Annotated in this window: 24 protein-coding genes and 1 pseudogene; 22 read left to right on the top strand and 3 right to left on the bottom strand. The window is 63.2% G+C overall.

The window, feature by feature from the left end:
* Nucleotides 1–87: 87 nt before the first annotated feature.
* The 18 genes from Q7T26_01470 (at nt 88) to Q7T26_01385 (ending at nt 14,538) form a co-directional block, all read left to right on the top strand.
* Complete coding sequence (locus Q7T26_01470; protein ID MDO8530828.1) at nt 88–411, top strand: zinc-ribbon domain containing protein; 324 nt, start codon at nt 88–90, stop codon at nt 409–411.
* Nucleotides 412–506: 95 nt separating this feature from the next.
* Nucleotides 507–695 (top strand): 30S ribosomal protein S21, encoded by a 189-nt coding sequence (gene rpsU, locus Q7T26_01465; protein ID MDO8530827.1) that lies wholly within the window; start codon nt 507–509, stop codon nt 693–695.
* A gap of 208 nt (nt 696–903) precedes the next feature.
* A complete protein-coding gene (locus Q7T26_01460) occupies nt 904–1,326 on the top strand; it encodes a HAMP domain-containing protein (protein MDO8530826.1) in 423 nt (140 codons plus the stop codon).
* A 92-nt stretch (nt 1,327–1,418) separates the two neighbouring features.
* The gene (locus Q7T26_01455; protein ID MDO8530825.1) at nt 1,419–1,970 is read left to right on the top strand and encodes an ATP-binding protein; all 552 of its coding nucleotides are present in this window, start codon (nt 1,419–1,421) and stop codon (nt 1,968–1,970) included.
* Between the two features lie 114 nt (nt 1,971–2,084).
* The gene (locus Q7T26_01450) at nt 2,085–3,065 is read left to right on the top strand and encodes a MoxR family ATPase (GenBank protein MDO8530824.1); all 981 of its coding nucleotides are present in this window, start codon (nt 2,085–2,087) and stop codon (nt 3,063–3,065) included.
* Nucleotides 3,066–3,078: 13 nt separating this feature from the next.
* On the top strand, nt 3,079–4,308 hold the full coding sequence (locus Q7T26_01445; GenBank protein ID MDO8530823.1) for a DUF58 domain-containing protein: 1,230 nt from the start codon (nt 3,079–3,081) through the stop codon (nt 4,306–4,308).
* 58 nt (nt 4,309–4,366) lie between these two features.
* Entirely contained in the window at nt 4,367–5,923 is a 1,557-nt protein-coding gene (locus Q7T26_01440; GenBank protein ID MDO8530822.1) for a DUF4129 domain-containing protein, read from the top strand.
* Between the two features lie 268 nt (nt 5,924–6,191).
* Nucleotides 6,192–6,437, top strand: coding sequence for an AtpZ/AtpI family protein (locus Q7T26_01435; protein ID MDO8530821.1), 246 nt, complete (start codon nt 6,192–6,194; stop codon nt 6,435–6,437).
* Nucleotides 6,437–7,510, top strand: coding sequence for a F0F1 ATP synthase subunit A (locus Q7T26_01430; protein MDO8530820.1), 1,074 nt, complete (start codon nt 6,437–6,439; stop codon nt 7,508–7,510). The genes Q7T26_01435 and Q7T26_01430 overlap by 1 nt, the downstream gene beginning before the upstream one ends.
* A gap of 92 nt (nt 7,511–7,602) precedes the next feature.
* On the top strand, nt 7,603–7,830 hold the full coding sequence (gene atpE, locus Q7T26_01425) for an ATP synthase F0 subunit C (protein MDO8530819.1): 228 nt from the start codon (nt 7,603–7,605) through the stop codon (nt 7,828–7,830).
* Between the two features lie 66 nt (nt 7,831–7,896).
* The gene (atpF, locus tag Q7T26_01420; protein ID MDO8530818.1) at nt 7,897–8,397 is read left to right on the top strand and encodes a F0F1 ATP synthase subunit B; all 501 of its coding nucleotides are present in this window, start codon (nt 7,897–7,899) and stop codon (nt 8,395–8,397) included.
* A 55-nt stretch (nt 8,398–8,452) separates the two neighbouring features.
* On the top strand, nt 8,453–9,004 hold the full coding sequence (atpH, locus tag Q7T26_01415; protein MDO8530817.1) for an ATP synthase F1 subunit delta: 552 nt from the start codon (nt 8,453–8,455) through the stop codon (nt 9,002–9,004).
* Between the two features lie 104 nt (nt 9,005–9,108).
* Nucleotides 9,109–10,620: a F0F1 ATP synthase subunit alpha gene (atpA, locus tag Q7T26_01410; GenBank protein ID MDO8530816.1), complete on the top strand. Its 1,512-nt coding sequence runs from the start codon at nt 9,109–9,111 to the stop codon at nt 10,618–10,620.
* A 43-nt stretch (nt 10,621–10,663) separates the two neighbouring features.
* Entirely contained in the window at nt 10,664–11,272 is a 609-nt protein-coding gene (locus Q7T26_01405; GenBank protein ID MDO8530815.1) for an isochorismatase family cysteine hydrolase, read from the top strand.
* 34 nt (nt 11,273–11,306) lie between these two features.
* A complete protein-coding gene (gene atpG, locus Q7T26_01400; protein MDO8530814.1) occupies nt 11,307–12,173 on the top strand; it encodes an ATP synthase F1 subunit gamma in 867 nt (288 codons plus the stop codon).
* 91 nt (nt 12,174–12,264) lie between these two features.
* Complete coding sequence (locus Q7T26_01395) at nt 12,265–12,597, top strand: PCYCGC motif-containing (lipo)protein (GenBank protein ID MDO8530813.1); 333 nt, start codon at nt 12,265–12,267, stop codon at nt 12,595–12,597.
* A 39-nt stretch (nt 12,598–12,636) separates the two neighbouring features.
* Nucleotides 12,637–14,049, top strand: coding sequence for a F0F1 ATP synthase subunit beta (atpD, locus tag Q7T26_01390; protein MDO8530812.1), 1,413 nt, complete (start codon nt 12,637–12,639; stop codon nt 14,047–14,049).
* Nucleotides 14,050–14,112: 63 nt separating this feature from the next.
* Nucleotides 14,113–14,538, top strand: coding sequence for a F0F1 ATP synthase subunit epsilon (locus tag Q7T26_01385; GenBank protein MDO8530811.1), 426 nt, complete (start codon nt 14,113–14,115; stop codon nt 14,536–14,538).
* Nucleotides 14,539–14,617: 79 nt separating this feature from the next.
* Here the strand turns inward: Q7T26_01385 and Q7T26_01380 are convergent, their stop codons facing one another.
* The gene (locus Q7T26_01380; GenBank protein MDO8530810.1) at nt 14,618–15,292 is read right to left on the bottom strand and encodes a redox-sensing transcriptional repressor Rex; all 675 of its coding nucleotides are present in this window, start codon (nt 15,290–15,292) and stop codon (nt 14,618–14,620) included.
* Nucleotides 15,293–15,521: 229 nt separating this feature from the next.
* Between Q7T26_01380 and rdgB the strand changes: the two genes are divergently transcribed.
* The 4 genes and pseudogenes from rdgB to moaC all read left to right on the top strand — a co-directional run bounded on the left by rdgB (nt 15,522) and on the right by moaC (nt 18,517).
* Entirely contained in the window at nt 15,522–16,181 is a 660-nt protein-coding gene (rdgB, locus tag Q7T26_01375) for an RdgB/HAM1 family non-canonical purine NTP pyrophosphatase (protein MDO8530809.1), read from the top strand.
* 162 nt (nt 16,182–16,343) lie between these two features.
* The gene (gene moaA / locus Q7T26_01370; protein MDO8530808.1) at nt 16,344–17,357 is read left to right on the top strand and encodes a GTP 3',8-cyclase MoaA; all 1,014 of its coding nucleotides are present in this window, start codon (nt 16,344–16,346) and stop codon (nt 17,355–17,357) included.
* A 140-nt stretch (nt 17,358–17,497) separates the two neighbouring features.
* Nucleotides 17,498–17,872: pseudogene (locus Q7T26_01365) on the top strand (ribonuclease H).
* Nucleotides 17,873–18,052: 180 nt separating this feature from the next.
* Complete coding sequence (gene moaC / locus Q7T26_01360; GenBank protein ID MDO8530807.1) at nt 18,053–18,517, top strand: cyclic pyranopterin monophosphate synthase MoaC; 465 nt, start codon at nt 18,053–18,055, stop codon at nt 18,515–18,517.
* Between the two features lie 246 nt (nt 18,518–18,763).
* On the opposite strand, the gene Q7T26_01355 is transcribed toward moaC, so the two are convergent.
* Both Q7T26_01355 and Q7T26_01350 read right to left on the bottom strand, forming a co-directional pair.
* Nucleotides 18,764–19,534: a HEPN domain-containing protein gene (locus Q7T26_01355; protein ID MDO8530806.1), complete on the bottom strand. Its 771-nt coding sequence runs from the start codon at nt 19,532–19,534 to the stop codon at nt 18,764–18,766.
* A gap of 10 nt (nt 19,535–19,544) precedes the next feature.
* Nucleotides 19,545–20,684: a DUF262 domain-containing protein gene (locus tag Q7T26_01350; GenBank protein MDO8530805.1), complete on the bottom strand. Its 1,140-nt coding sequence runs from the start codon at nt 20,682–20,684 to the stop codon at nt 19,545–19,547.
* Between the last annotated feature and the right edge of the window lie 87 nt (nt 20,685–20,771).

Raw genomic sequence — 20,771 nt, 5'->3', positions numbered from 1 at the left:
GTTTCCTGCGCTGGTTTCGTCCCCCCCGACTTACCTCGGTACGGATGGCCTCCCTGGAACCAACTACTCAGAGGAAGGAGGTCATCCATGAGCTACACCGACAAGACGCTTACTTGCTCCGACTGCGGCGCGACGTTTTCGTTTAGCGCCAGCGAGCAGGAACTGTTTGCGCAGCGCGGCTACACGAACGAGCCCAAGCGGTGCCCGACGTGTCGCGACGCCCGCAAGGCGCAGCGCGGCGACAGTGGTGGTGGCGGCGGCTACGGGGATCGGCCCGCCCGGCGCGAAATGTTCCCTGCTGTCTGCGCCACGTGCGGCAAGCAGACGCAGGTCCCGTTCCAGCCCCGCGGCACCAAGCCCGTGTACTGCAGCGACTGTTTTCGCAAGACCCAGCAGACATCCTACCGCTAGGGTTTAACCACCCGAACCGGTGAGAGGCAGGGGCTATGGTTAAACCATAGCCCCTTGTCCTTTGTCTGCCTGGGATGCCTGGAAAGGAACTTCCTTTGGACGTTACATTGCGCGAAGGCGAGACCCAGGAGAGTCTGCTCAAGCGATTCACTACCAAGGTCCAGCGCTCCGGCATCCTGCGGGAGGCGAAGAGCAAGCGTTTCTTCGTCTCCAAGGGTGAGGCCGCCCGCGAGAAGCAGCGCCGGGCCGCGCGCCGCCGCAGCCGCGTCCGCCGGTCCGAATAGCGCTCAGTCCTGCAATGTCAGCAACTGCGCATGGGTACGCATACTGAGCCGGTGCCCGCATTAGAGCCTCGTTCTACCCGGCCTCTGATTGACAGGCAATCAACCCCAGCCTCTGAAGCCGCACGCCAATAGGGTGTGGTGTATGGTGTCAAGAGGTTGTTGACACGCCTCTGACGCTCCCGAGCTTAGCGACGCGCTGCGTGGCGCGGTGCGTTTCGACATTCGGCCCGATTCTGACGGTCAGGAACACCTCTTTGTAGCCGCGCCGGTCTATCACGATGAGCGGAGGATCGCGGGCGTCGTTCAACTCTCCGTCCCGACGGCCCCGCTTTACGCGGAGATTGGCGGAATATGGACGGGCCTAGCGCTGGCGGGCGGCGTCGCGCTCCTGGCGACAACCCTCGCCAGCGTGCTGCTGGCCCGGCAGATAGCCAGACCGGTGGGGAAGCTTACGGGCGTGACGGAGGCGATGGCCGGCGGCGACCTGCCCCAGCGCGTGCGGCCTGACGGGCCGGACGAGATTGAACGGCTCGGCAGGGCGTTCAATCGCATGGCGGAACAGGTGCAGGATATGCTGGCGTGCCAGCAGGGATTCGTCGCGGACGCGCCCATGAGCTGCGGACGCCGCTGACGGGTATCCGCCTGCGCCTGGAGATGCTGCAAAAGCACGGCGCGGAGGACGCCGCGCTGTGCCAGCGCTAGCTGCCGCAGCTTGCGCGGGAGGTGGAGCACCTGCAGCGGCTGGTGGAGCACCTGCTGGCGCTGACGCGGCTGGACCGCGGCGGAGATCTGCCCAAAGCAACTGTGGACCTCGCTCCGTTGCTGTACGATATGGCGGACGAGATCGGCGCTCTTGCGAATGCGGCGGGACTGGCGCTGCACGTTGAAGTGCCACCCCATTTGCCACCAGTACGGGTGAATGTGGACGCCATGCGCTCCGTGGTCCGCAACTTGCTGGACAACGCTATTCAATACACGCCAACCGGTGGCAACGTCACGCTGCGCGCCAGGGAGAGGGACGGCGGCGCCGAGGTCTCCGTCCTGGATACCGGCCAGGGCATACCGCCGGAGAGCCTGCCGCGCATCTGGGAGAGGTTCTACCGAGTGGACACGGCGCGCTCAAGGCGGCAGGGTGGCGCGGGCCTGGGACTGGCGCTGGTGCGCGCGATCGTGGAAGCGCACGGTGGACGCGTGGGCGTGGAGAGCGAGCTGGGCAAGGGCAGCGCATTCACACTATGGCTGCCGGCCGCTGAGGGGCCTGCCAGGCCCGCGTGATCCCTGCGCGACCTGTTATCCTTAGCGCGCTGTGTGCATGCTGCCTCGCGCCATGCTCGGGACATTTTAGTCAACGACATTCGTGGTGGACATTGCAGCGGAGAGAAGTTGCGTATGGTCACAACAGGGATTGAGCAGATTGGCGGCGCAGCTGCTTCCGTACGCCAGAGCATCGAAAAGGTCATCGTGGGGAAAAGCCCAACAGTGGAGCTTGTCCTTGTCGCTATACTGTGCGAGGGCCATGTGCTCATCGAGGACGTCCCGGGGACTGGCAAGACCCTGCTGGCCCGGACTGTCGCCCGTTCCCTGGGATGCACGTTTCACCGCATCCAGTGCACTCCCGACCTATTGCCGTCGGACGTCACCGGGACGCATGTGTTCAATCAGCAGTCGGGTGGGTTTGAATTCCGGCCAGGCCCCGTTTTTGCCCAGATTGTGCTGGCGGACGAAATCAACCGTGCGACGCCCCGTACGCAGTCCGCGTTTCTGGAGGCGATGGAGGAGCGGCAGGTCACCGTGGAAGGGGTAACCAAGCTCCTGCCCCGCCCGTTCCTCGTACTCGCCACGCAGAATCCGATTGAATTGGAGGGCACCTTCCCGTTGCCGGAGGCGCAGATGGACCGCTTCCTCCTGCGTCTGCGCATGGGCTACCCCAGCGCCGATGAGGACAGGACCCTCCTGGCGCGCTTCCGGCAGGCTAACCCGTTGCAGAGCCTGCGCCCCGTTGTCTCGGCGGAAGGGCTTCTTCCGTTGCAGGAAGCATGCCGCGCGGTCCTCGTTGACCCGGACGTGGAGGGATACCTTATCAAGCTGGTGCACGCGACCAGGCAGCATCCCCAGACAGAGTTGGGGGCGAGTCCGCGAGCGATGCTGGGTCTCTACCGCGCAAGTCAGACTTTGGCGGCCATACGGGGACGCGCATACGTCATCCCCGACGATGTGAAATGCCTGGTGCCGTTTGTGCTGGGCCACCGGGTCATCGCCAAGGCGCAGAGTCGTCTCAAGGGGCACACGTCTGACGAAATAATTCAGGATGTTTTGAAGAGCACTCCCGTGCCGCTGGAGGACGCTGGCGGGCAAAAGAGCGGGTCGTAGCAGGTTGACATGAATGATGGGTGATGCCTGGTTTCTGGTCAGCATTCTGCTTTTCCTGGGGGCCGCTGTCCTGCGTCAGGCCCCGCTCCTGCTTATCGCGCTGCTCTTTCTCATAACTGGCGGCGTCGCTCGTCTCTGGGCCCGCTTCGTTTTCGAGCGCGTGGAGTACAGGCGCCACCTCAGCGCCGCCCGGGCGTTTTGGGGAGAGGAGGTGACGCTTGAGGTCGGCGTTGCGAACAGGAAGCTTCTCCCGATGCCCTGGCTTCAGATAACCGAGGAGGTGCCCAGGGACGTCACGTTCATCACGAGCAAGGTCTATCCCTCTGATCAGCCGACACGCGCCATCCTGTCGCAGTTTCTCTCTCTGGGCGCTTACCACCGTCGCGTCCGCCGGTATCGCTTCAGTTGTCCGCGCCGGGGGTACTTCGCGTTCGGGCCAACGCGCGTCCGGTCGGGTGACCTGTTCGGCTTCTTCCAAAAGGATATGACGTTCCCCGACGCCGATCACCTGCTGGTCTATCCAAAGATTGTTCCACTGGACAACCTGGGGATTCCGTCCAAAGACCCCTTCGGAGACCTGCGTGTAAGACGCCACCTCTTTCAGGACCCCGTTCGCGTCGTCACCACCAGGGACTATGCGGCAGGCGACCCGCAACGCTATATCCATTGGAAGGCGTCTGCCCGCACGGGGCGTCTGCAGTCGAAGGTATTCGAGCCGACGACAACCGTGGACTTTGGCCTATTCCTGGATGTGCGGACGTTGAAGTACCCGCTATGGGGGGTCGTGGAGCAACGACTGGAGGTCGGCGTTCTTGCGGCCGCATCTCTCGCCAAGTTCGCGGTGGACAACGGTTTTCGGGTGGGTCTCTACGCGAACCAGTTCTACCAGCATTCCAACCACCTGATAAAGCTCCCGCCTTCGAGCCACCCCGACCAGTTTCTCCAGGTCCTCGAGGCGCTTGCCCATGTCTCTCCCTATGAAATGGTGAGCATGAGTCAGCTTGTCGAGCAGGAAGCTCGCTCCCTTCCCTGGGGCGCGACGCTGGTGGTTATTTCAGCCGCGCCGACGGAGGCGTTGCTGGCCTCCATGCTCAGATTCCGGCGCGCGGGCCGTCGAGTAGCCCTGGTGCATGTGGGCGACGAAACGCCGTTGCCTTCGCTGGACGGTCTCACCGTGTATCACGTCTCAGACGATGTGTACTGGCGCGAGATGGCGGACGTGCACCTTGAGCCTAAGGTCTAGGACGACGATGAGCGTTTGCCGCACAATCCGGTATTACCGTTGAAGACGGAAAACGACCATGCGCAATAGTCTCACACAACTTCTGCGCGTAGCGCATTCAGTCCGTGGGCGACTCGGGAGCCAGGGATTCATCACCTCCGCGGTCCTCACGGCGAGCGCTCTCATCATGGAGACGCTGGCTGTGTATCCGTGGGTGCTCTGGTTCAGCACATGGGACTCGCTGGGCTGGGCGGGCCCTCCGTTGACCTTCTTGCTCTCCATTGGTTTGATGGGGTTAGCGTGCGGCGCCACTCGGTACGCCCTGTCTCGGCGCTGGGGCGTTGGCGCGGCGCGCGTCGCCATCCTGGTCAGCGCTGTCCTGGCGCTTGTGCTTGCTGTGCGTCTGCGGCACGGCGCGGGCTACCTTCTCTGGGACATGCACTGGCTGGAATACGTTAGTACTCACGCCTCCGTCATCATAGGCGCCCTCGTATTCGGCGTGTACTTAGTGTGGCGGGGGATCGTTTTGGGCAGGGAAACCCTCGCGTTTGATGGATTGTATAGGACGTTTCTGATCGGTCTAAGCGGCCTGGTCTGCCTCATGGTCCTTTGGCGCATCTTCGGTGGGCGTGTATTCGCGGGAGCGTCGCCCGTGGCGGGGGCCTACATTGCCGGTTACTTTCTCGCAGCCCTGGTGGCGCTGGCGCTCAGCAACTTCCTCGCGGTACAGGAGGAGATAAAACGCCGTCAGGAGATTCCCGATTACCTGGCTCGGCGCTGGCTGGCGCTTCTCGTCGGCGCGGCCCTCGCGATAGTACTCATGGGCATAGGGCTGGCCAGCATTGTCTCCTTTGACCTGATTGCTTTCCTGACGCAGCCCTTGGGCGTGCTCGCGGACGGGTTGCTTCTCGTCGTGTTATATGCCATCGGCTTTCCATTGGGGATTGTCGTCGCTTTGTTGGAATTTGTGCTGCGTTTCCTGGTCAGTCTGCTTAGAGGAGGCAGGACGCCAGAGCCATTCCAGCCGCCCGACTTTTCCGACATGCGACGTCTTACGGAGGGGCAGCAGCCACGCTCTCTTCCCCCCGAATTGCTTCTGCTTGCAAAATGGGGCCTTGTAGCGGCTCTGAGCGCCCTGGTCCTGTACCTTCTGGCGCGGGCGGTCTTCCGGTATTGGAGCCGTCGTGAGGAGGAAGGCATCGAGGAGATCAATGAGTCGCTGTGGACGTGGGAAAATTTCAGGAATGATGTCAAGGGCCTATTGCGCGCCTTCCTGGCCCGTTTTCAACGAAAGAACAAAGGTGGCGGGTCCAGACGCGGGCCGCACGCGGCGAGCAACCTGGCGGAAGACCAGCAAGACCTGGACGTGCGGGAAATATATCGTCGTCTGCTTTGGGTTGGCGAGCAGGCGGGAATAGTACGAGCGCGAGAGGAAACTCCCTACGAGTATCACGTCAGGATGTCCCAGGCGCTTCCTGTGGAGAACGATGCGCTGAAGTCTGTAACAGAGGCGTATGTCCGGGTCCGGTACGGGCATCAGCCGCCAGGTCCGCAGGCCCTTGTCAATCTGAATAGTATGTGGAGACGTATACGTGGCGCCATTCAGCGCCTGGGCAAGGACGACAAGCCTTCCTGAAGGTGAGGCTCAGCTTCTTCCGCGTCAACAGCAACGGCCTTATCGCGGAGGAGCACCGGTACTTCGACGTGGCAGGCATGATGGCGCAACTGGGGCTGATGCCAAAGTAGGCGGGCTGTTGGGGCGGTTGTCCCGCGCCCTAGAGTGCGCGCGTCCCCTGCCTGTCGGGCGCGGATGGCTGCGCGCGGCGAGGACTTGCGACTCTCGCTTTTTGGCGTTGACAGGTCCTGGGGAACTTGTGATATACTGCGCAATCGGGGTCAGCAACGTGGACTGGGATAGAGCCCGGAGTGCGCTCCGCTACATAGGCCTCGGATGGTACGTCGCGATATGCCTTGTGGCGGGCTTGGTGCTGGGGCTCTGGGCTGATGACTGGCTCGGTACGCGGCCCCTGTTTATGCTGGTGGGCCTTTTCCTCGGAATCGCAGGGGCTTTCCTGGGACTGATACGAGTGATCTCCCGTGTTGTAAAGGGGGATAACTCCGCCGGTGGCAAGGCGAAGGAGAACAAGTAGTGGGCGGTCTGCTCTCCACCACGAAGGGCAAACTTCTGCTCGTCCTCGCAGTCCTCGGATTGGTTGCCGCGGGCTTCATCTTCCTTAAAGGCCCTATCCCCCACATTGACCCCGCCGCCGAATGGGTCTTCCAGGCCGGCAGCCTGCGCTTCACGAACAGCATCATGGCCTCCTGGGTAACCGTCGTCGTCCTTGCGGTTTTCGCCATTCTGGTGACCCGGCGCATGCGGCTCGTGCCCCGTGGCGTCCAGAATCTCCTTGAGACCTTTATCGAGACGATGCTGAACTTCGTCGAGGGCGTCGCGGGCAAGAAGTGGGGCCGCCGGTTCTTCCCCGTGGTGATGACCATCTTCCTCTTCGTTCTGGTCTCCAACTGGATGGGCCTGCTCCCCGGCTTCGGCACCATCGGGGTCGTGCGGGACGCGCAGGTCCAGTTCGGGAAGGAGAAAGCCGAGGAGGTGCACGCCACGTCTTTCACCACGGTGAACGTGGCGGGCTTGGACGTGGCGCTCATGCTGCCCGGCGGCGAGGCCGCCGAGAAGCCGAAGGAGGCGTCCGAGCACGGTGCGCCCGCGTCCGGCGAGGCTGCCCATGCGAAACCCATCCTGGTGCCGTTCTTTCGCAGCGCCAACACGGACTTGAACACGCCGCTGGCCCTGGCCCTGGTGGCCCTGGTCTTCATCGAGATGTGGGGGTTCCAGTCCCTCGGCCCCATGTACCTGTCCAAATTCTTCAACGTGCGCAGGCTCCTCCGGGGGGAGATATTCAATGGCATCATAGACTTGGCCATCGGCCTCCTGGAGATTGTCAGCGAGCTTGCCCGCGTCATCAGCTTCACCTTCCGACTTTTCGGCAACGTCTTCGCGGGCGAGGTCCTTCTCATCGTTATCACGTTCCTGGTGCCCCTGGTCTTTGTCCTGGTGTTCTACGGTCTGGAGTTGTTCGTCGGTTTCATGCAGGCCTTCGTGTTCGCCTTCCTTACCCTCATCTTCGGTGTGATGGCGGTGGCAAGCCACGGAGAGGACCACAAGGGCCATCACGAGGGCGGCGAGGCGGCGGAGGCCCATCACTAGACGAGGCGGCAGGTGGCTGTGTCGCACGGTGTCCCGGTAGCTGAGAAACGAAGCCCTCAGGGCTCGGTCTGGGATAAGAAGGAGGACGTTCAATGACGGATGCTGGTCTTCGACAACTGGCGGCGGCGCTAGCTATCGGTTTGGGCACGCTAGGCCCGGGCTTGGCCATTGGCCTGCTGGCCGCGAAGGCAATGGAAGCCCTGGGACGCAACCCGGAGGCGCAGCCCGCCATCCAGGTCAACATGATCCTGGGCATCGTCTTCGCGGAAGCCATCGCGATTTACGCGCTGGTCGTGGCGCTTCTGATCAAGTTCGTGTAGCTTGGCCGGGGAGCGTGCGCGGGCCGGACAGCGGCCCGCCGGAAAGTGCACCGCAAGGAGTAGGCCGTGGAAGCCCTAGGCATAAACTTAACAGGGCTTATCGCGCAGGTTATTAACTTCCTGCTCTTGTTGTTTATCCTGTCCGCCGTGGCGTACAAGCCCGTCATCAAGATGCTGGACGAGCGCAGTCGGCGGATCAAGGAAAGCATGGAAAACGCCGAGCGCATTAAGCAGGAGGCGGCCCGCAGCGAGCAGGAAGTCAAGAAGCGTCTGGACGAGGCCCGGCAGGAGGCCCAGTCCCTCGTGAACAAGGCCATCCAGGCCGGCGAACGGCTGCGGACAGAGGAGCACGAGCGCGCCCGCAAAGAGGCGGATGAGATCGTCGCCCGCGCCCGCGCGGAGATACACCGCGAGCGGGACGCCGCCATAGAGCAGGTGCGGCTGCAGTTCGCTGACCTCGCCGTCGTCGCGGCGGAAAAGATCATTCGCATCCGGCTGGACAAGGAAGCCCACAAAGGTCTCATCAACGAGGTGCTCGAGGAGAGCGCCAAGCTGCGTAACAACTAAACTCAGGACTGCGCGGTGGCCGCTCTGAAGGGTCGCCGACGCGGGGCGGGGCAACGTGCCGAGAAAGCTACTCCTATCATCGTCCAAGCGCTACGCGCAGGCTGTCTTTGACCTGGCGCGGGAGCGCAATGAGTTGGACGTCTGGAAGGCCGATCTGGATGCCGTGGCGGAGGTCTTCGGCGACCCCGTGTTCCTCGGCGTCATGGACAACCCGAATGTGCTGCTGGCGGACAAAGAGGCCATCCTGAAGAAGGCGCTGCCGCAGCTACGGCCCTTTGGCTACAACTTCGTGCGCCTTCTCGTGCGGCGCAGGCGGGCGGCCCTGGCGACGGGTGTCATGAGGGAGTACCAGCGGCTGCTGGACGCCTGGCAGGGCGTCATTCGCGCCCAGGTCACCACGGCCATCGCGCTCAGCGACGCCGAGGTGCTGGAGCTGGCCGCCAGGCTCAAGGGGCTGGCGGGCGATAAGCAGGTCCAGACGACCGCGTCCGTGGACCCGGCCATCGTGGGCGGGCTTGTGGTGCGCATCGGCGACCGGCTGCTGGACGGCAGCACGCGCACGCGGCTGGAGCGGCTGCGCCAGAGCCTGGCGGGGCAGGGGGCCTAGAACAAAGGAGACAAGTCTTGACCGGCCAGCGGGCCGGCGCATGCAGAAGCCGAAGACGGCTCTGCTCAACAAACCGACAATTGCGGGCCTGGGGGTAAGGGACTATGGCAGTCAGCGGACAGGACATATCCTCCATCATCCGGCGCCAGATAGAGGATTTCGACACGGGCGCCCGCATGGTGAACGTGGGCACCGTGGTGGAGGTGGGCGATGGCATCGCCCGCGTCTACGGGCTTACCGGCGCCAAGTACGGTGAGCTGCTCCAGTTTCCCCATGACATCATCGGCCTGGCGTTCAACCTGGAGGAGGACACCGTGGGCGCCATCCTCCTGGGCGAGTCTGAACGCATTAAAGAGGGCGATCAGGTCAAGAGCACCGGACGCGTGGCCGAGGTGCCCGTGGGCCCGGAGCTTGTGGGCCGCGTCATTGACCCCCTGGGCAAGCCTATGGATGGCAAGGGGCCTGTCAAGACCACGCAGATGTATCCGGTGGAGCGTATCGCTCCCGACGTGACCAAGCGGAAGTCGGTGGACACGCCCGTCCAGACGGGCATTAAGGCCATTGACGCCATGATTCCCATCGGGCGCGGCCAGCGCGAGCTGATCATCGGCGACCGCTTTACGGGTAAGACGGCCATCGCCCTGGACACCATTATCAACCAGAAGGGCGGCGACCTGACCTGCATCTACGTCGCCATCGGCCAGAAGGCGTCCAAAGTGGTGCAGACGGTGGCGACGCTGGAGCAGTACGGGGCGATGGAGCACACCATTATCGTTGTCGCCAACTCAGCGGACCCCGCTCCGCTGCAGTACCTGGCCCCGTACGCCGGCTGCGCCATCGGCGAGGAGATCATGGCGCGGGGCAAGGACGCCCTGATTGTGTACGACGACCTGTCCAAGCACGCCTGGGCCTATCGCCAGGCATCGTTGCTTCTCCGCAGGCCGCCGGGCCGCGAGGCGTATCCGGGCGACGTCTTCTACCTGCACAGCCGCCTGCTGGAGCGGGCCGCGAAGCTGGAGCCGCAGTACGGAGGCGGCTCGCTGACCGCGCTGCCCATCATCGAGACCCAGGCCGGCGACGTCTCCGCCTACATTCCGACGAACGTCATCTCCATCACCGACGGCCAGATATACCTGGAAGCGGATCTGTTCAACGGAGGCACCCGCCCCGCGGTGAACGCGGGCCTTTCGGTCAGCCGCGTGGGCGGCGCTGCGCAGACGCGGGCCATGAAGAAGGTTGCGGGCCGCATGCGCATTGACCTGGCCCAGTTCCGCGAGCTTGCCGCCTTCGCCCAGTTCGGGACTGCGGACCTGGACAAGGCGACCCGCTCCCAGTTGGAGCGCGGCCAGCGCCTGACGGAGCTGCTGAAGCAGCCCCAGTACCAGCCATACTCCGTGGAGCAGCAGGTAATGGTCCTGTACGCGGGCGTCAACGGCTACTTCGACGAGGTGCCCCTGGACAAGGTGAGGGCGTTTGAGACAGCCTTCCTGAAGTTCATGGAGACCCAGAAGCCGAACGTGGGCAAGTCCATCAAGGGGGACAGGGACATCAAGCCCGAAGTGGAGGAGGCCCTGAAGAAGGACATCCAGGAGTTCAAGCAGACCTGGAAGGTCTGATAGGGCGTCGCCCTCAGACGTGAGTGACGGGAGAGTGAGGCTTATGGCTCTGGCCATTGACAAGACGCAGACGGCGGTCCTGGCGCTGGACCTGACGAACGATATTGTGGACGAGCGCGGCGCGTTCAAGGACTTTGGCTTTGCCGCGCAGGTCAAGGACAGAAGAGTGCTCTCCAAGGCCCGGCGCGTCCTGGACGCGGCCCGCAAGGCGAACGTGCTTGTGGCGCATGTGTCTGTCAAGTACCGCAAGGGCTATCCGGAGCGGGCCATCAACTGCGGCATGTGGCAGGCGGTGGCGCAGATGGGCGCTCTGATCGAGGGTTCCTGGGGCGTGCAGGTCCATCCCGACGTGGCCCCGCTGCCCGGCGAGCCTGTGGTGACCAAGCACGGCATCAGCGCCTTCTACGGCTCCGACTTGGGCGCCATCCTGCGCGCCAAAGGTGTGCGCACGCTCATCCTGATGGGCGTCGGCACCAACTTCGTGGTGGAAGGCACCGCGCGGGACGCCTCCGACCAGGGTTACAACGTTTTTGTCGTTGAGGACTGCTGCGCGGCGGCCAGCAAGGATGCCCACGAGATGGCGCTGAAGAGCGCGCTGCCCTTCCTGGCGACCATCACCAAGTCAGACGAGGTCATCGCCGCGCTGAAGTAGCGCCAGACCGCGAGGACGGAGACAGAGTCCACTCATGCTCAATATCCGGCAACTACGACGACGCATCCGTAGCGTTCAGAGCACGGCCAAGATAACCAAGGCCATGGAAATGATCGCCGCGTCCAAGATGCGGAAGGCCCAGCAGTTGACGCTGGCGGCGCGTCCGTACTCGGAGAAGATACTGGACGTCATGGCGCACCTCATGGCCCAGCGCAAAGAGGAAGAGGACATCCATCCCCTCCTCAAGGTGCATCCGGAGGTCAGGCGCATTCAGATTGTGCACGTGACGACGGACCGCGGCCTCTGCGGCGCTCTCAACGGCAACGTCAACCGGCGCGCGGCCGGCTTCATCCTGGAGCAGCGGAAGCCCATCAGTGTGGTCGCCGTGGGACGCAAGGGGCGGGACTTCATGCACCGCACGGGCCAGGAGCTGCGCGCCGTCTTCGTGGGCACGGCCGACTACCCGACGGTGAACGACATCCTGCCCATCGCCAAGATCGTGCGGGACGACTACACCAGCGGCTACGTGGACAGGGTGTACCTGTCGTACACGGAGTTTGTCAACACCCTGATCCAGCGGCCCGTGTTGCAGCAGATACTGCCCGTCGAGCCCGCCAAAATGGAGGGCAGGCAGCAGGTGGGCTATATCTACGAGCCGAATCCGGCAGTCGTGTTGGACGCTCTTCTGCCGCGCTTCCTGGAGATGCAGATATACCATGCGCTCCTGGAGGCCCGGGCCAGCGAGCAGTCGGCGCGGATGGTGGCCATGCGTAGCGCCACGGAGAACGCGCTGGACATGATTAACGAGCTGACGCTCCTGCGGAACAAGGTCCGCCAGGAGATGATAACCAAGGAGCTGCTGGACATTGTGGGTGGCGTGGCGTCCCTGGAGAAGGGCTAGGAGCATGAAGCGTCGAATGGGCGTCCTGGCTGGCTTGGCGGTCGTTGCCATCGCACTCGCGGGGTGCAGCCCCGCGGCGACGCCGCCGGACATGCCGCCGTGGATGCAGAAGGCCCCCGCGCAGGTCCAGGACACCTACGCTTTTGCCGTGGCGCACCCTGAGGTACTGCAGTACCTTCCGTGCTATTGCGGCTGCGTGTCCGTTGGGCACACCAGCAATAGGGACTGTTTCATCCAGGCGATAGCGCCTGACGGGAAGGTGACATACGACATCCACGCGGCGGGCTGAAGCACCTGCATCGGCATCGCGCGGGACGCGAAGGGAATGTGGGAGCAGGGCAAGTCGCTTAAAGAGATTCGAGCGGCGGTGGACGCCGGGTACGCTCAGTTCGGCCCGGGGACGCGCACGCCGCTGCCTCGGTAGCACTGCATACGATATCTACGGTTCTCGAGGAGAGCTTTCATGGCTAAAGGCACGAAGGGCAAGATAGTTCAGGTCATCGGCACGGTGGTGGACGCGGAGTTCCCCCCGGACGCGCTGCCAGCCATCAACAACGCTGTCGATGTGGCCTTTGACGGACACACGCTGGTCTTGGAGGTGGAGCAGCACATCGGCAACAACTGGGTGCGCTGCCTGGCCCTGGGCGCGACGGAGGGCCTCGCCCGTGGCACGGAGGCGGTGGACACCGGCGCCCCCATCACCGTACCCGTGGGCAGGACATCCCTGGGCCGTCTCTTCAACGTGCTGGGCGAGCCGCTGGACTCCCTGGGCCCTGTTCAGGCCGAGGTGCGGCTGCCCATTCACAGACTGCCCCCCGCGTTCGAAGAGCAGGCCACAAGCACCGAGATGCTGGAGACGGGCCTGAAGGTCGTTGACTTGGTTGCGCCCTTCACCAAAGGCGGCAAGGTGGGCGCCTTCGGTGGCGCGGGCGTCGGCAAGACGGTCATCATCCAGGAGCTTATCCGCAACATCGCCAACGTGCACAAGGGCTTCTCGGTCTTCGCCGGCGTGGGCGAGCGCTCCCGTGAGGGCAACGATCTCTGGAACGAGATGAAGGCGTCCGGAGTCCTCAAGAACACCGTCCTGGTCTTTGGCCAGATGAACGAGCCGCCCGGCGTGCGCCTGCGCATCGCCCTGACCGGCCTGACCATGGCGGAGTACTTCCGCGACACCGAGGGGCAGGACGTGCTGCTCTTCATTGACAACATCTATCGGTACATCCTGGCGGGATCCGAGGTGTCCGCTCTTCTGGGCCGCATGCCCTCCGCCGTGGGCTATCAGCCCACCCTGGGTACGGAGATGGGCGCCCTGGAGGAGCGCATCACGTCCACGCATAAAGGCTCCATCACCTCGTTCCAGGCCATTTACGTCCCCGCCGACGACTATACCGACCCGGGCATCGTGACCACCTTCGGCCACCTGGACGCCGTGATCGCGCTGGAGCGCGCCATCGCCGAGCAGGGCTTGTACCCCGCCGTGGACCCTCTGGCGTCCACCAGCCGCATCCTGGACCCGAAGATCGTTGGCGAGGAGCACTACAACGTGGCCCGCGGCCTGCAGCGCGTGCTCCAGCGGTACCGCGACCTCCAGGACGTCATCGCCATCCTGGGCGTCGAGGAGCTGTCGGAGGAGGACAAGGTCATCGTGGCGCGGGCGCGCCGCATCCAGCGCTTCCTGTCGCAGCCCATGTACGTGGCTGAGACGTTCACGGGTATCAAGGGCGCGTACGTGCCCATCAAGGAGACGGTGCGCGGCTTCAAGGAAATCCTGGACGGCAAGCACGACAGCCTGCCGGAGCAGGCGTTCTTCATGGTCGGCACCATTGATGAAGCGGTCGAGAAGGCCAAGGCCATGGCGGCTGGCACGGCGCGCTAAGTCTGCCAGTTTCAATTGCCCCCCTTTCACTCTCAGGAGAAGGGGGCAGGGGGATAAGGTCCAATGCCCATCAGATTTGAACTGGTCACTGCCGAGCGCATCGTCTTTCAGGACGATGTGGACGTAGTCATCGTGCCTGGCGTGGAGGGCGAGCTCGCTGTGCTGCCGCGCCACGCGCCGCTTCTGACGGTCATTCAGCCCGGGGAAATCAGGCTCCGCAAGAAGGGCGAGGAGTCCTCTATTGTGGTGACGGGCGGCTTCCTGGAGGTCCGGCCGGACAAGGTGACCGTTCTGGCTGACGCCGCGGAGCGCGCGGAGGAGATTGACGCCAGCCGCGCGGAGGCGGCCATGAAAAGCGCCGAAGAGCGCATGAAGGGAAAACTTGCGCCGGAGGACCTGCGCCTCGCCGAGTCGGCGCTGCGCCGCGCGGTGGTGCGGCTCAAGGTGGCGCGCCGCCGACGCGGGTCGGGCGCGCGCACGGAAGGGTAGCCCACCATCCGGCCAGCCGTGACAAACAGAAAGCCCCTCGCTTGAGCGAGGGGCTTTTCTTCTCTGTGCGGAGAGGCGCTTAGGGCACCGCGGAGGACAGGCCGTTCGCCATCTGCTTCAGGTAGTACGTCATGGACTGAAGCGCCAGCACGGGGTCAATGTTGCGCACATGCACATCCGGCGGCACCTGCGGCTGCACGGGCGCGTAGTTGAGGATGGCCTTGATGTTGCACTTCACCAGCCGGTCAATGACCGCCTGAGCCTCCGAGGCGGGGACGGCGACGATGGCGATCTGGATGTTGAGGCGGACAAGCGTCGGTTCAAGTTCCGCCATGCTCAAGACGGGGATGTCGCCGATACTCGTGGCGACCTGCTCCGGGTTTACGTCAAAGGCCACGGCCATTTTGAAGCCCTCGGGGGCGAACCCGGGGTAGCCGATGATGGCGCGTCCCAGGCGTCCCACGCCTATGAGGGCGGTGTGCCACTCGCGCTGAAGGCCCAGGATTTGCCGGAGCTCGCTGAGCAGATAGCGGACGTTGTAGCCGCGCCCCTGCTTGCCGAACCGGCCGAAGTAGCTGAAGTCCTTGCGGATTTGGGCGGGCGTGACCCCAAGCTGGTCGCCGAGACCCTGGGAACTGACCACTTCCGTGCCCTTGCTCAAGAGGTTTGAGAGGGCGCGCATGTAGACAGGGAGCCGCATGATAACGACTTCTGGAATCGGGGTGGGGGATGTTCTGCCTATAGTGCGAGCCATCACACCTCTATTGCTCTGGCGGCTGGCTTTCGCCGCGTCTCGCCGCCCCCTGCCGCTACATGCAGGATCGAGAAAAAAGGAACGATGTCACGGATTGTACTGTTTATCACAGACGGCGTCAATCGGCGTCGGTAAAGGTGCTTCCGCGTGGGATGAGGCTATAATTCTGTGATAGGACTCCTCCCGTCCGTCGTCAGAGCGGCGGCGGGAATAAAGGTAGCGGTGACGTATGGCGAAGCGAGTACAGGCCACGCTCCCCCGGCTGCTGCTGGCGACCAATAACCCCGGCAAGGTCGGCGAGTACCGGCTGCTCCTGCGGGGGGCGTCTTTCGAACTGCTGACGCCCGCCGATGTGGGCGTGACGCACGTGCCCGAGGAGACGGGCGCGACGCTGGAGGAGAACGCCCTGCTGAAGGCGTGTGCCTACGCGCGGGCGGGCAATCTCCTGGCCCTGGCCGACGACTCCGGACTCTTCGTGGACGCCCTGGGCGGCGAGCCGGGCGTCCGCTCGGCGCGCTTCGCGGGCGAGGGCGCGTCAGACGCGCAGCGCAACGCGCTCCTGCTGCGCAAGCTGGGCGGCGTGCCAGAGGCCCGGCGCATGGCGCGCTTCCGTTGCGTCATCGCCATCGCCCTGCCGGACGGCCTGGCGGACATCTGCCAGGGCTACGTGGACGGCGTCATCACGCGGGAGCCGCGCGGGCGTGGAGGATGGGGCTACGACCCGGTATTCTACCTGTCCGAACTGGACAAAACGATGGGCGAGCTGCCGCCTTCGGCCAAGAATCACCTGAGCCACCGGGGCCGCGCCGCGCGGAAGGCGCGCGCTCTGCTGAAGGTCTGGGCCGAGTGGCTGGGCGATCCCTCGCAGCGACAGGCGGGCGTGTCATGAACATGGGTGGAGATATGCTCTTGCCTGCGGCGCTGGACAGAGCGGATGCAGTCGGGCGGGAGCGATGATAAGATAGTATGCGCGACGCACCGCGGACGCAATCATGGCGCCCCGCCTCGCGGGGCTGATTGATAGCTGTTGATGGGAGAGGGCGGACAGGACATGACGCGGGACACGCTGGGCAGGCTGCTCAGAGACCTCCGTATCTCGGTTACGGACAGGTGCAACTTCCGCTGTCCGTACTGCATGCCCGCGGAGGTCTATGGCGAGCGGTACCAGTTCCTCCCCCGGTCGGAGATACTCACCTTTGAGGAGATTACTCGTCTAGTCCGCGTGTTCGCCGGGCTGGGCGTGACCAAGCTCCGCCTCACGGGCGGCGAGCCTCTCCTCCGGCATGACCTGTCCAAGCTGATCGCCATGCTGGCTGATGTCCCGGGCGTGGACGACCTTACGCTGACCACCAACGGCTTCCTGCTGGAGCAGCAGGCGCAGGCGTTGAAGGACGCCGGGCTCCGGCGCATCACGGTCAGCCTGGACAGCCTGGACGACGCGGTCTTCGGTCGGATGAACGGGCGGAATATCGGCACAGGGCCGGTGCTGCGCGGCATCCGCCGGGCGGAGGAAGTGGGCCTGCGCCCCATCAAGATCAACGCCGTCGCGCAGCGGGGTGTGAACGACCACACCATCGTTGACTTGGCGCGCCACTTCAAAGGCGCCGGGCACGTCCTCCGCTTCATTGAGTACATGGACGTGGGGAATCTGAACGGCTGGAGGATGGACCAGGTTGTCCCCGCCGCCGAGATATTCAAGCGCATCAACGCGGCGATGCCCATAGAGCCTGTCCCGCCCCGCTATCCGGGCGAGGTGGCCGAGCGATTCCGCTACGTGGACGGCGGCGGCGAGATCGGCATCATCGCGTCCGTCACCCGCCCCTTCTGCCGCGCCTGCACTCGCGCCCGCCTCTCCACGGACGGCAAGCTGTTCACTTGCCTGTTCGCCACCCAGGGCCGCGACCTGCGCGGCCCGCTGCGCGCCGGCGCCACTGACGAGGAGCTGACGGAGATCGTCACCGGCACGTGGCGCGCGCGCACCGACCGATACTCGGAGGTGCGGACGCTGCTCACGGAGGCCGAGCGGGCGGGCCGCAAGGTGGAGATGTACCAGATCGGCGGGTAGCCACGCGGTGCCTCTTTACCCTTTTGCCTTCCGTCGGTTGGCCTCCTCCAGTAGATTTGCTGGAACGGGCCGACTAGCGCACTCCCGACGGGGGACTGGGGGAGCGTCAGCCATACTCTCGATAAGGATGGTCTAGCGCCATGACGAACACCTACACCATCTACACCGACGGCGCCTGTCTCGGCAATCCCGGCCCGGGCGGCTGGGCCGTTGTCATCCTCCGCGACGGCGACGTCCAGCGCATATCGGGCTTTGAGGCGGCCACCACCAACAATCGCATGGAGATGACCGCCGCCATCAAGGGCCTGGAGCGCACTCCGCCTGGCGGAGCGCCCGTCATCATCCACAGTGACAGCGAGTACCTGGTCAAGACCATGACGCGCAACTGGAAGCGCAACGTCAACCGCGACCTGTGGGCGCGGCTGGACGAGCTTGTCGGGGAGCGAGACGTCCGCTGGGAATGGGTGGAGGGGCACGCGGGCGATCGGTGGAACGAGGAGGCCAACGCCCTCGCGCAGGACCAGATGCGCCTGGCCACCACGTCCTTCCCCGGAAAGACCGCGCCCGCGGACAAGCGCGCGCCCAAGCAGGCGGCGTCCCATCCGTCTTCGGAGCCGCGGCTGGTAGCGCCGGGGTCGCGTCGTCCGCAGCCCGCGTACGAGGAGGACAGGCCAGTCCCGCCCCGGCTCAGTCACCTGGACGCGGAAGGCCGCGCCCGCATGGTGGACGTGACCCAGAAGCCGGACACGGAGCGCATCGCCGTCGCCAGAGGCTCGGTGCTCATGCAGCCCGCCACGCTGGCCCTCATTCGCGATGGCAAAGCCGAGAAGGGCGACGTGCTCGCCGTGGCGCGAGTGGCCGGCGTCATGGCGGCCAAGCAGACCTCCACACTCATCCCGCTGTGCCATCCGCTGCTCCTGACCGACGTGTCCGTGGAGTTCCGTCTGGACGCCCTACGCAACGCCGTGGACATCGCGGCCACCGCCACCACCGTCGGCAAGACGGGCGTGGAGATGGAGGCGCTGGTGGCCGTCTCCGTGGCCGCGCTGACCATCTACGACATGTGCAAGGCGGTGGACCGGGGCATGCGCATCGAGAGCGTGCGACTGGTCCGCAAGAGCGGCGGCAGGAGCGGCGACATCAATCTGGAGCCGGTCTAGGCCGGAAGCGGCTCTCACCCTGGCACCAGGACTACAATGGCGTCCGTCCCCACAGCGCCCTCGGCAACTTGAACCCCAACGAGTTCGCCGAGCGGGCTACGGAGAAAACCCCGGGGGGCTCTCCTATATGGGTGGATCTAAAACTGGGAGCAGGTCAAGTTGGCTCCCCAATCCCTGAGTAGGTCCATTTGCCAGTACCAACTAACATGCTTTGGGCTCCTGTCGAATCTCAGTAGCGCCTGAACGTTATCTGCGCTCAAGCGTTCGCAGTTGGTCTTCGCAGACCGTCACAAGAACAGGTGCCAAAACGCTGAAATAGCCTAGGTATGACTTCAGGGAGTCTGGGCCAATTGGGCGGTATTCAGCGCCCCTATGGATGGTATGATTACGGTCAATCACGAATTGGTCTAGTTTGTTCTTTGCTCCTGCTCCAACATCCTCGGCGCTAGTCGCCCCGAACCAATCCCTTACCTGAGTTTTTTTGCCGACTTTCTCCCAGACTTTGCTGATTCCTACACGTGTAAACACTGTCGCCAGTTCAGATCCGCTAATGTTGTTGTCCGTCAGTGCCACAGCTTGCCCATTCAGTTTATATGGCACCGCGTCTTGATAGCAGTTGTAAAGATTTCGTACCAAAACCTCTGGAACAAAAGCCCGCACACGGTCGTTGGGAAAACGACTGAGAACTTCTCCCGTAAATCGCTCGTGCGCTCGCCGAAATTTCTCAGGTAGGCTACTGTAGTTCTTAATCACGGTGGGCAGACCTTCGGCGTAGCGACTCACCAAATTCGCCACGAATTCCTCAAAGCTGGCTGACAAAGTTAACAACGCACCGTCATGGCCTATTTGAATAGCTGGCGTTCCGGCGTCGCGCGCCCGTTGGGCTAAGCCCCCAGCGTGAGCATCTTCGACGGCGGGAGTCGTTGCAACTGCAAAATCCATCACGCCTTGCAATAAATCAAGGTAAACTTTGACCTCATCTACATCCCGCAGGAACTCCGTGAGTGCGGTTTGCATACGTGCCGACTTATGTGGAAGTCGAGATGGCACCCTGAATAACAAAGGTCATGGCGTTGGCTCGGTCTTTCGTCGCCTGTTTTGTATTTGGCCTACCCACTACCAAAGCGTAAAACTCGCTCTCGCGGTCACTCAGAGCAGAGGCAGTCTCTTCCGCGACCGTGGCCGCGCGTTGTCTTACCTCATCCGCATTCGACCGGAACCTCGACATCGCCACCATGACAGCATCATAAAGAGGGCTAGACAGGGTACCAACCGCTCGCCCTTTTTTCGGGGGCAGTCGGAAGGTATGTTTTCCATAGACGTCATACGATAGCTGAAGCGCGTCAAGGAAAAGGCACTTCAACTCTGCAATTTCTTTGCTGGAGGCATTGCGATACCGGGACATACACTCATCCAATGTACTCTTTGGACTGCTTTTAATGTGGACAGAATCCCTATAAGCAAAGAAACGCAGCACCAACTCGTTATCCTGCATTTCCAGAAAGCGGTTGTTCTTCGCAAGAGGGCCTGTGATGGGCACTTCCGGACCGACCTCATGGGGAGGGATTTCCCACACCTGAGTAAAAAGTTGGTTCCCGGCTAGCTCGTGTAATAGATCATTGAAAGGACTTGCGTGCAGACAATTCCTAATCTCTTGAGCGTTCAGCTGAAGACCCCCAGTATTTAGGCGCTCAAATACCGCTTGGCGCAGCAGGAAAGATTCTGCTTCAGACTGAGAGCTCTCTGTCAACAGCACAATCGCCGAGAGAGAACGTCGTTCAATACGTGCTAGTGTCTCCTTTGACAAATCGCTAAATCGTTTGCTATTCAAGTCGGGCCGCAGGTGCAAGCCCTTCAAAGCCAACTGGTTATTGAAGAACTCCCGAATAGTGGAAATGCGCTGCTGCCCGTCCATCACTTCGTATGTAGCGTATTGTGTCTCATCCAGAAAAACAGGTGGCACCGGTATGTTGAGGAGAAACGACTCAATCAACCGGGATTTCTTGACTTGATTCCATCGCAGCCTTCTCTGGTACAAGGGCGAGACGTTGACTTTCCCACCCGTCCTCAACATGTGGAGAAGGCTGGGGAGCAGGAAGTCGTTGTGTTGTACGACTATGCGCCAGGGATCAAGCGGAGGTTTTTCGACCACCGGATTCTTCGCCATAACAATCCCCTCTCGCGAGCGCCTCAGGCTAGAACACCCCACGCCGCGGACTAACCTGTCATGCCAAGGAGCCGAATGGCAACAGTA

The sequence above is a fragment of the Dehalococcoidia bacterium genome (genome assembly GCA_030648205.1).
GTDB lineage: Bacteria > Chloroflexota > Dehalococcoidia > JAUSIH01 > JAUSIH01 > JAUSIH01.
This window is presented reverse-complemented; position numbering and strand designations above follow the sequence as displayed.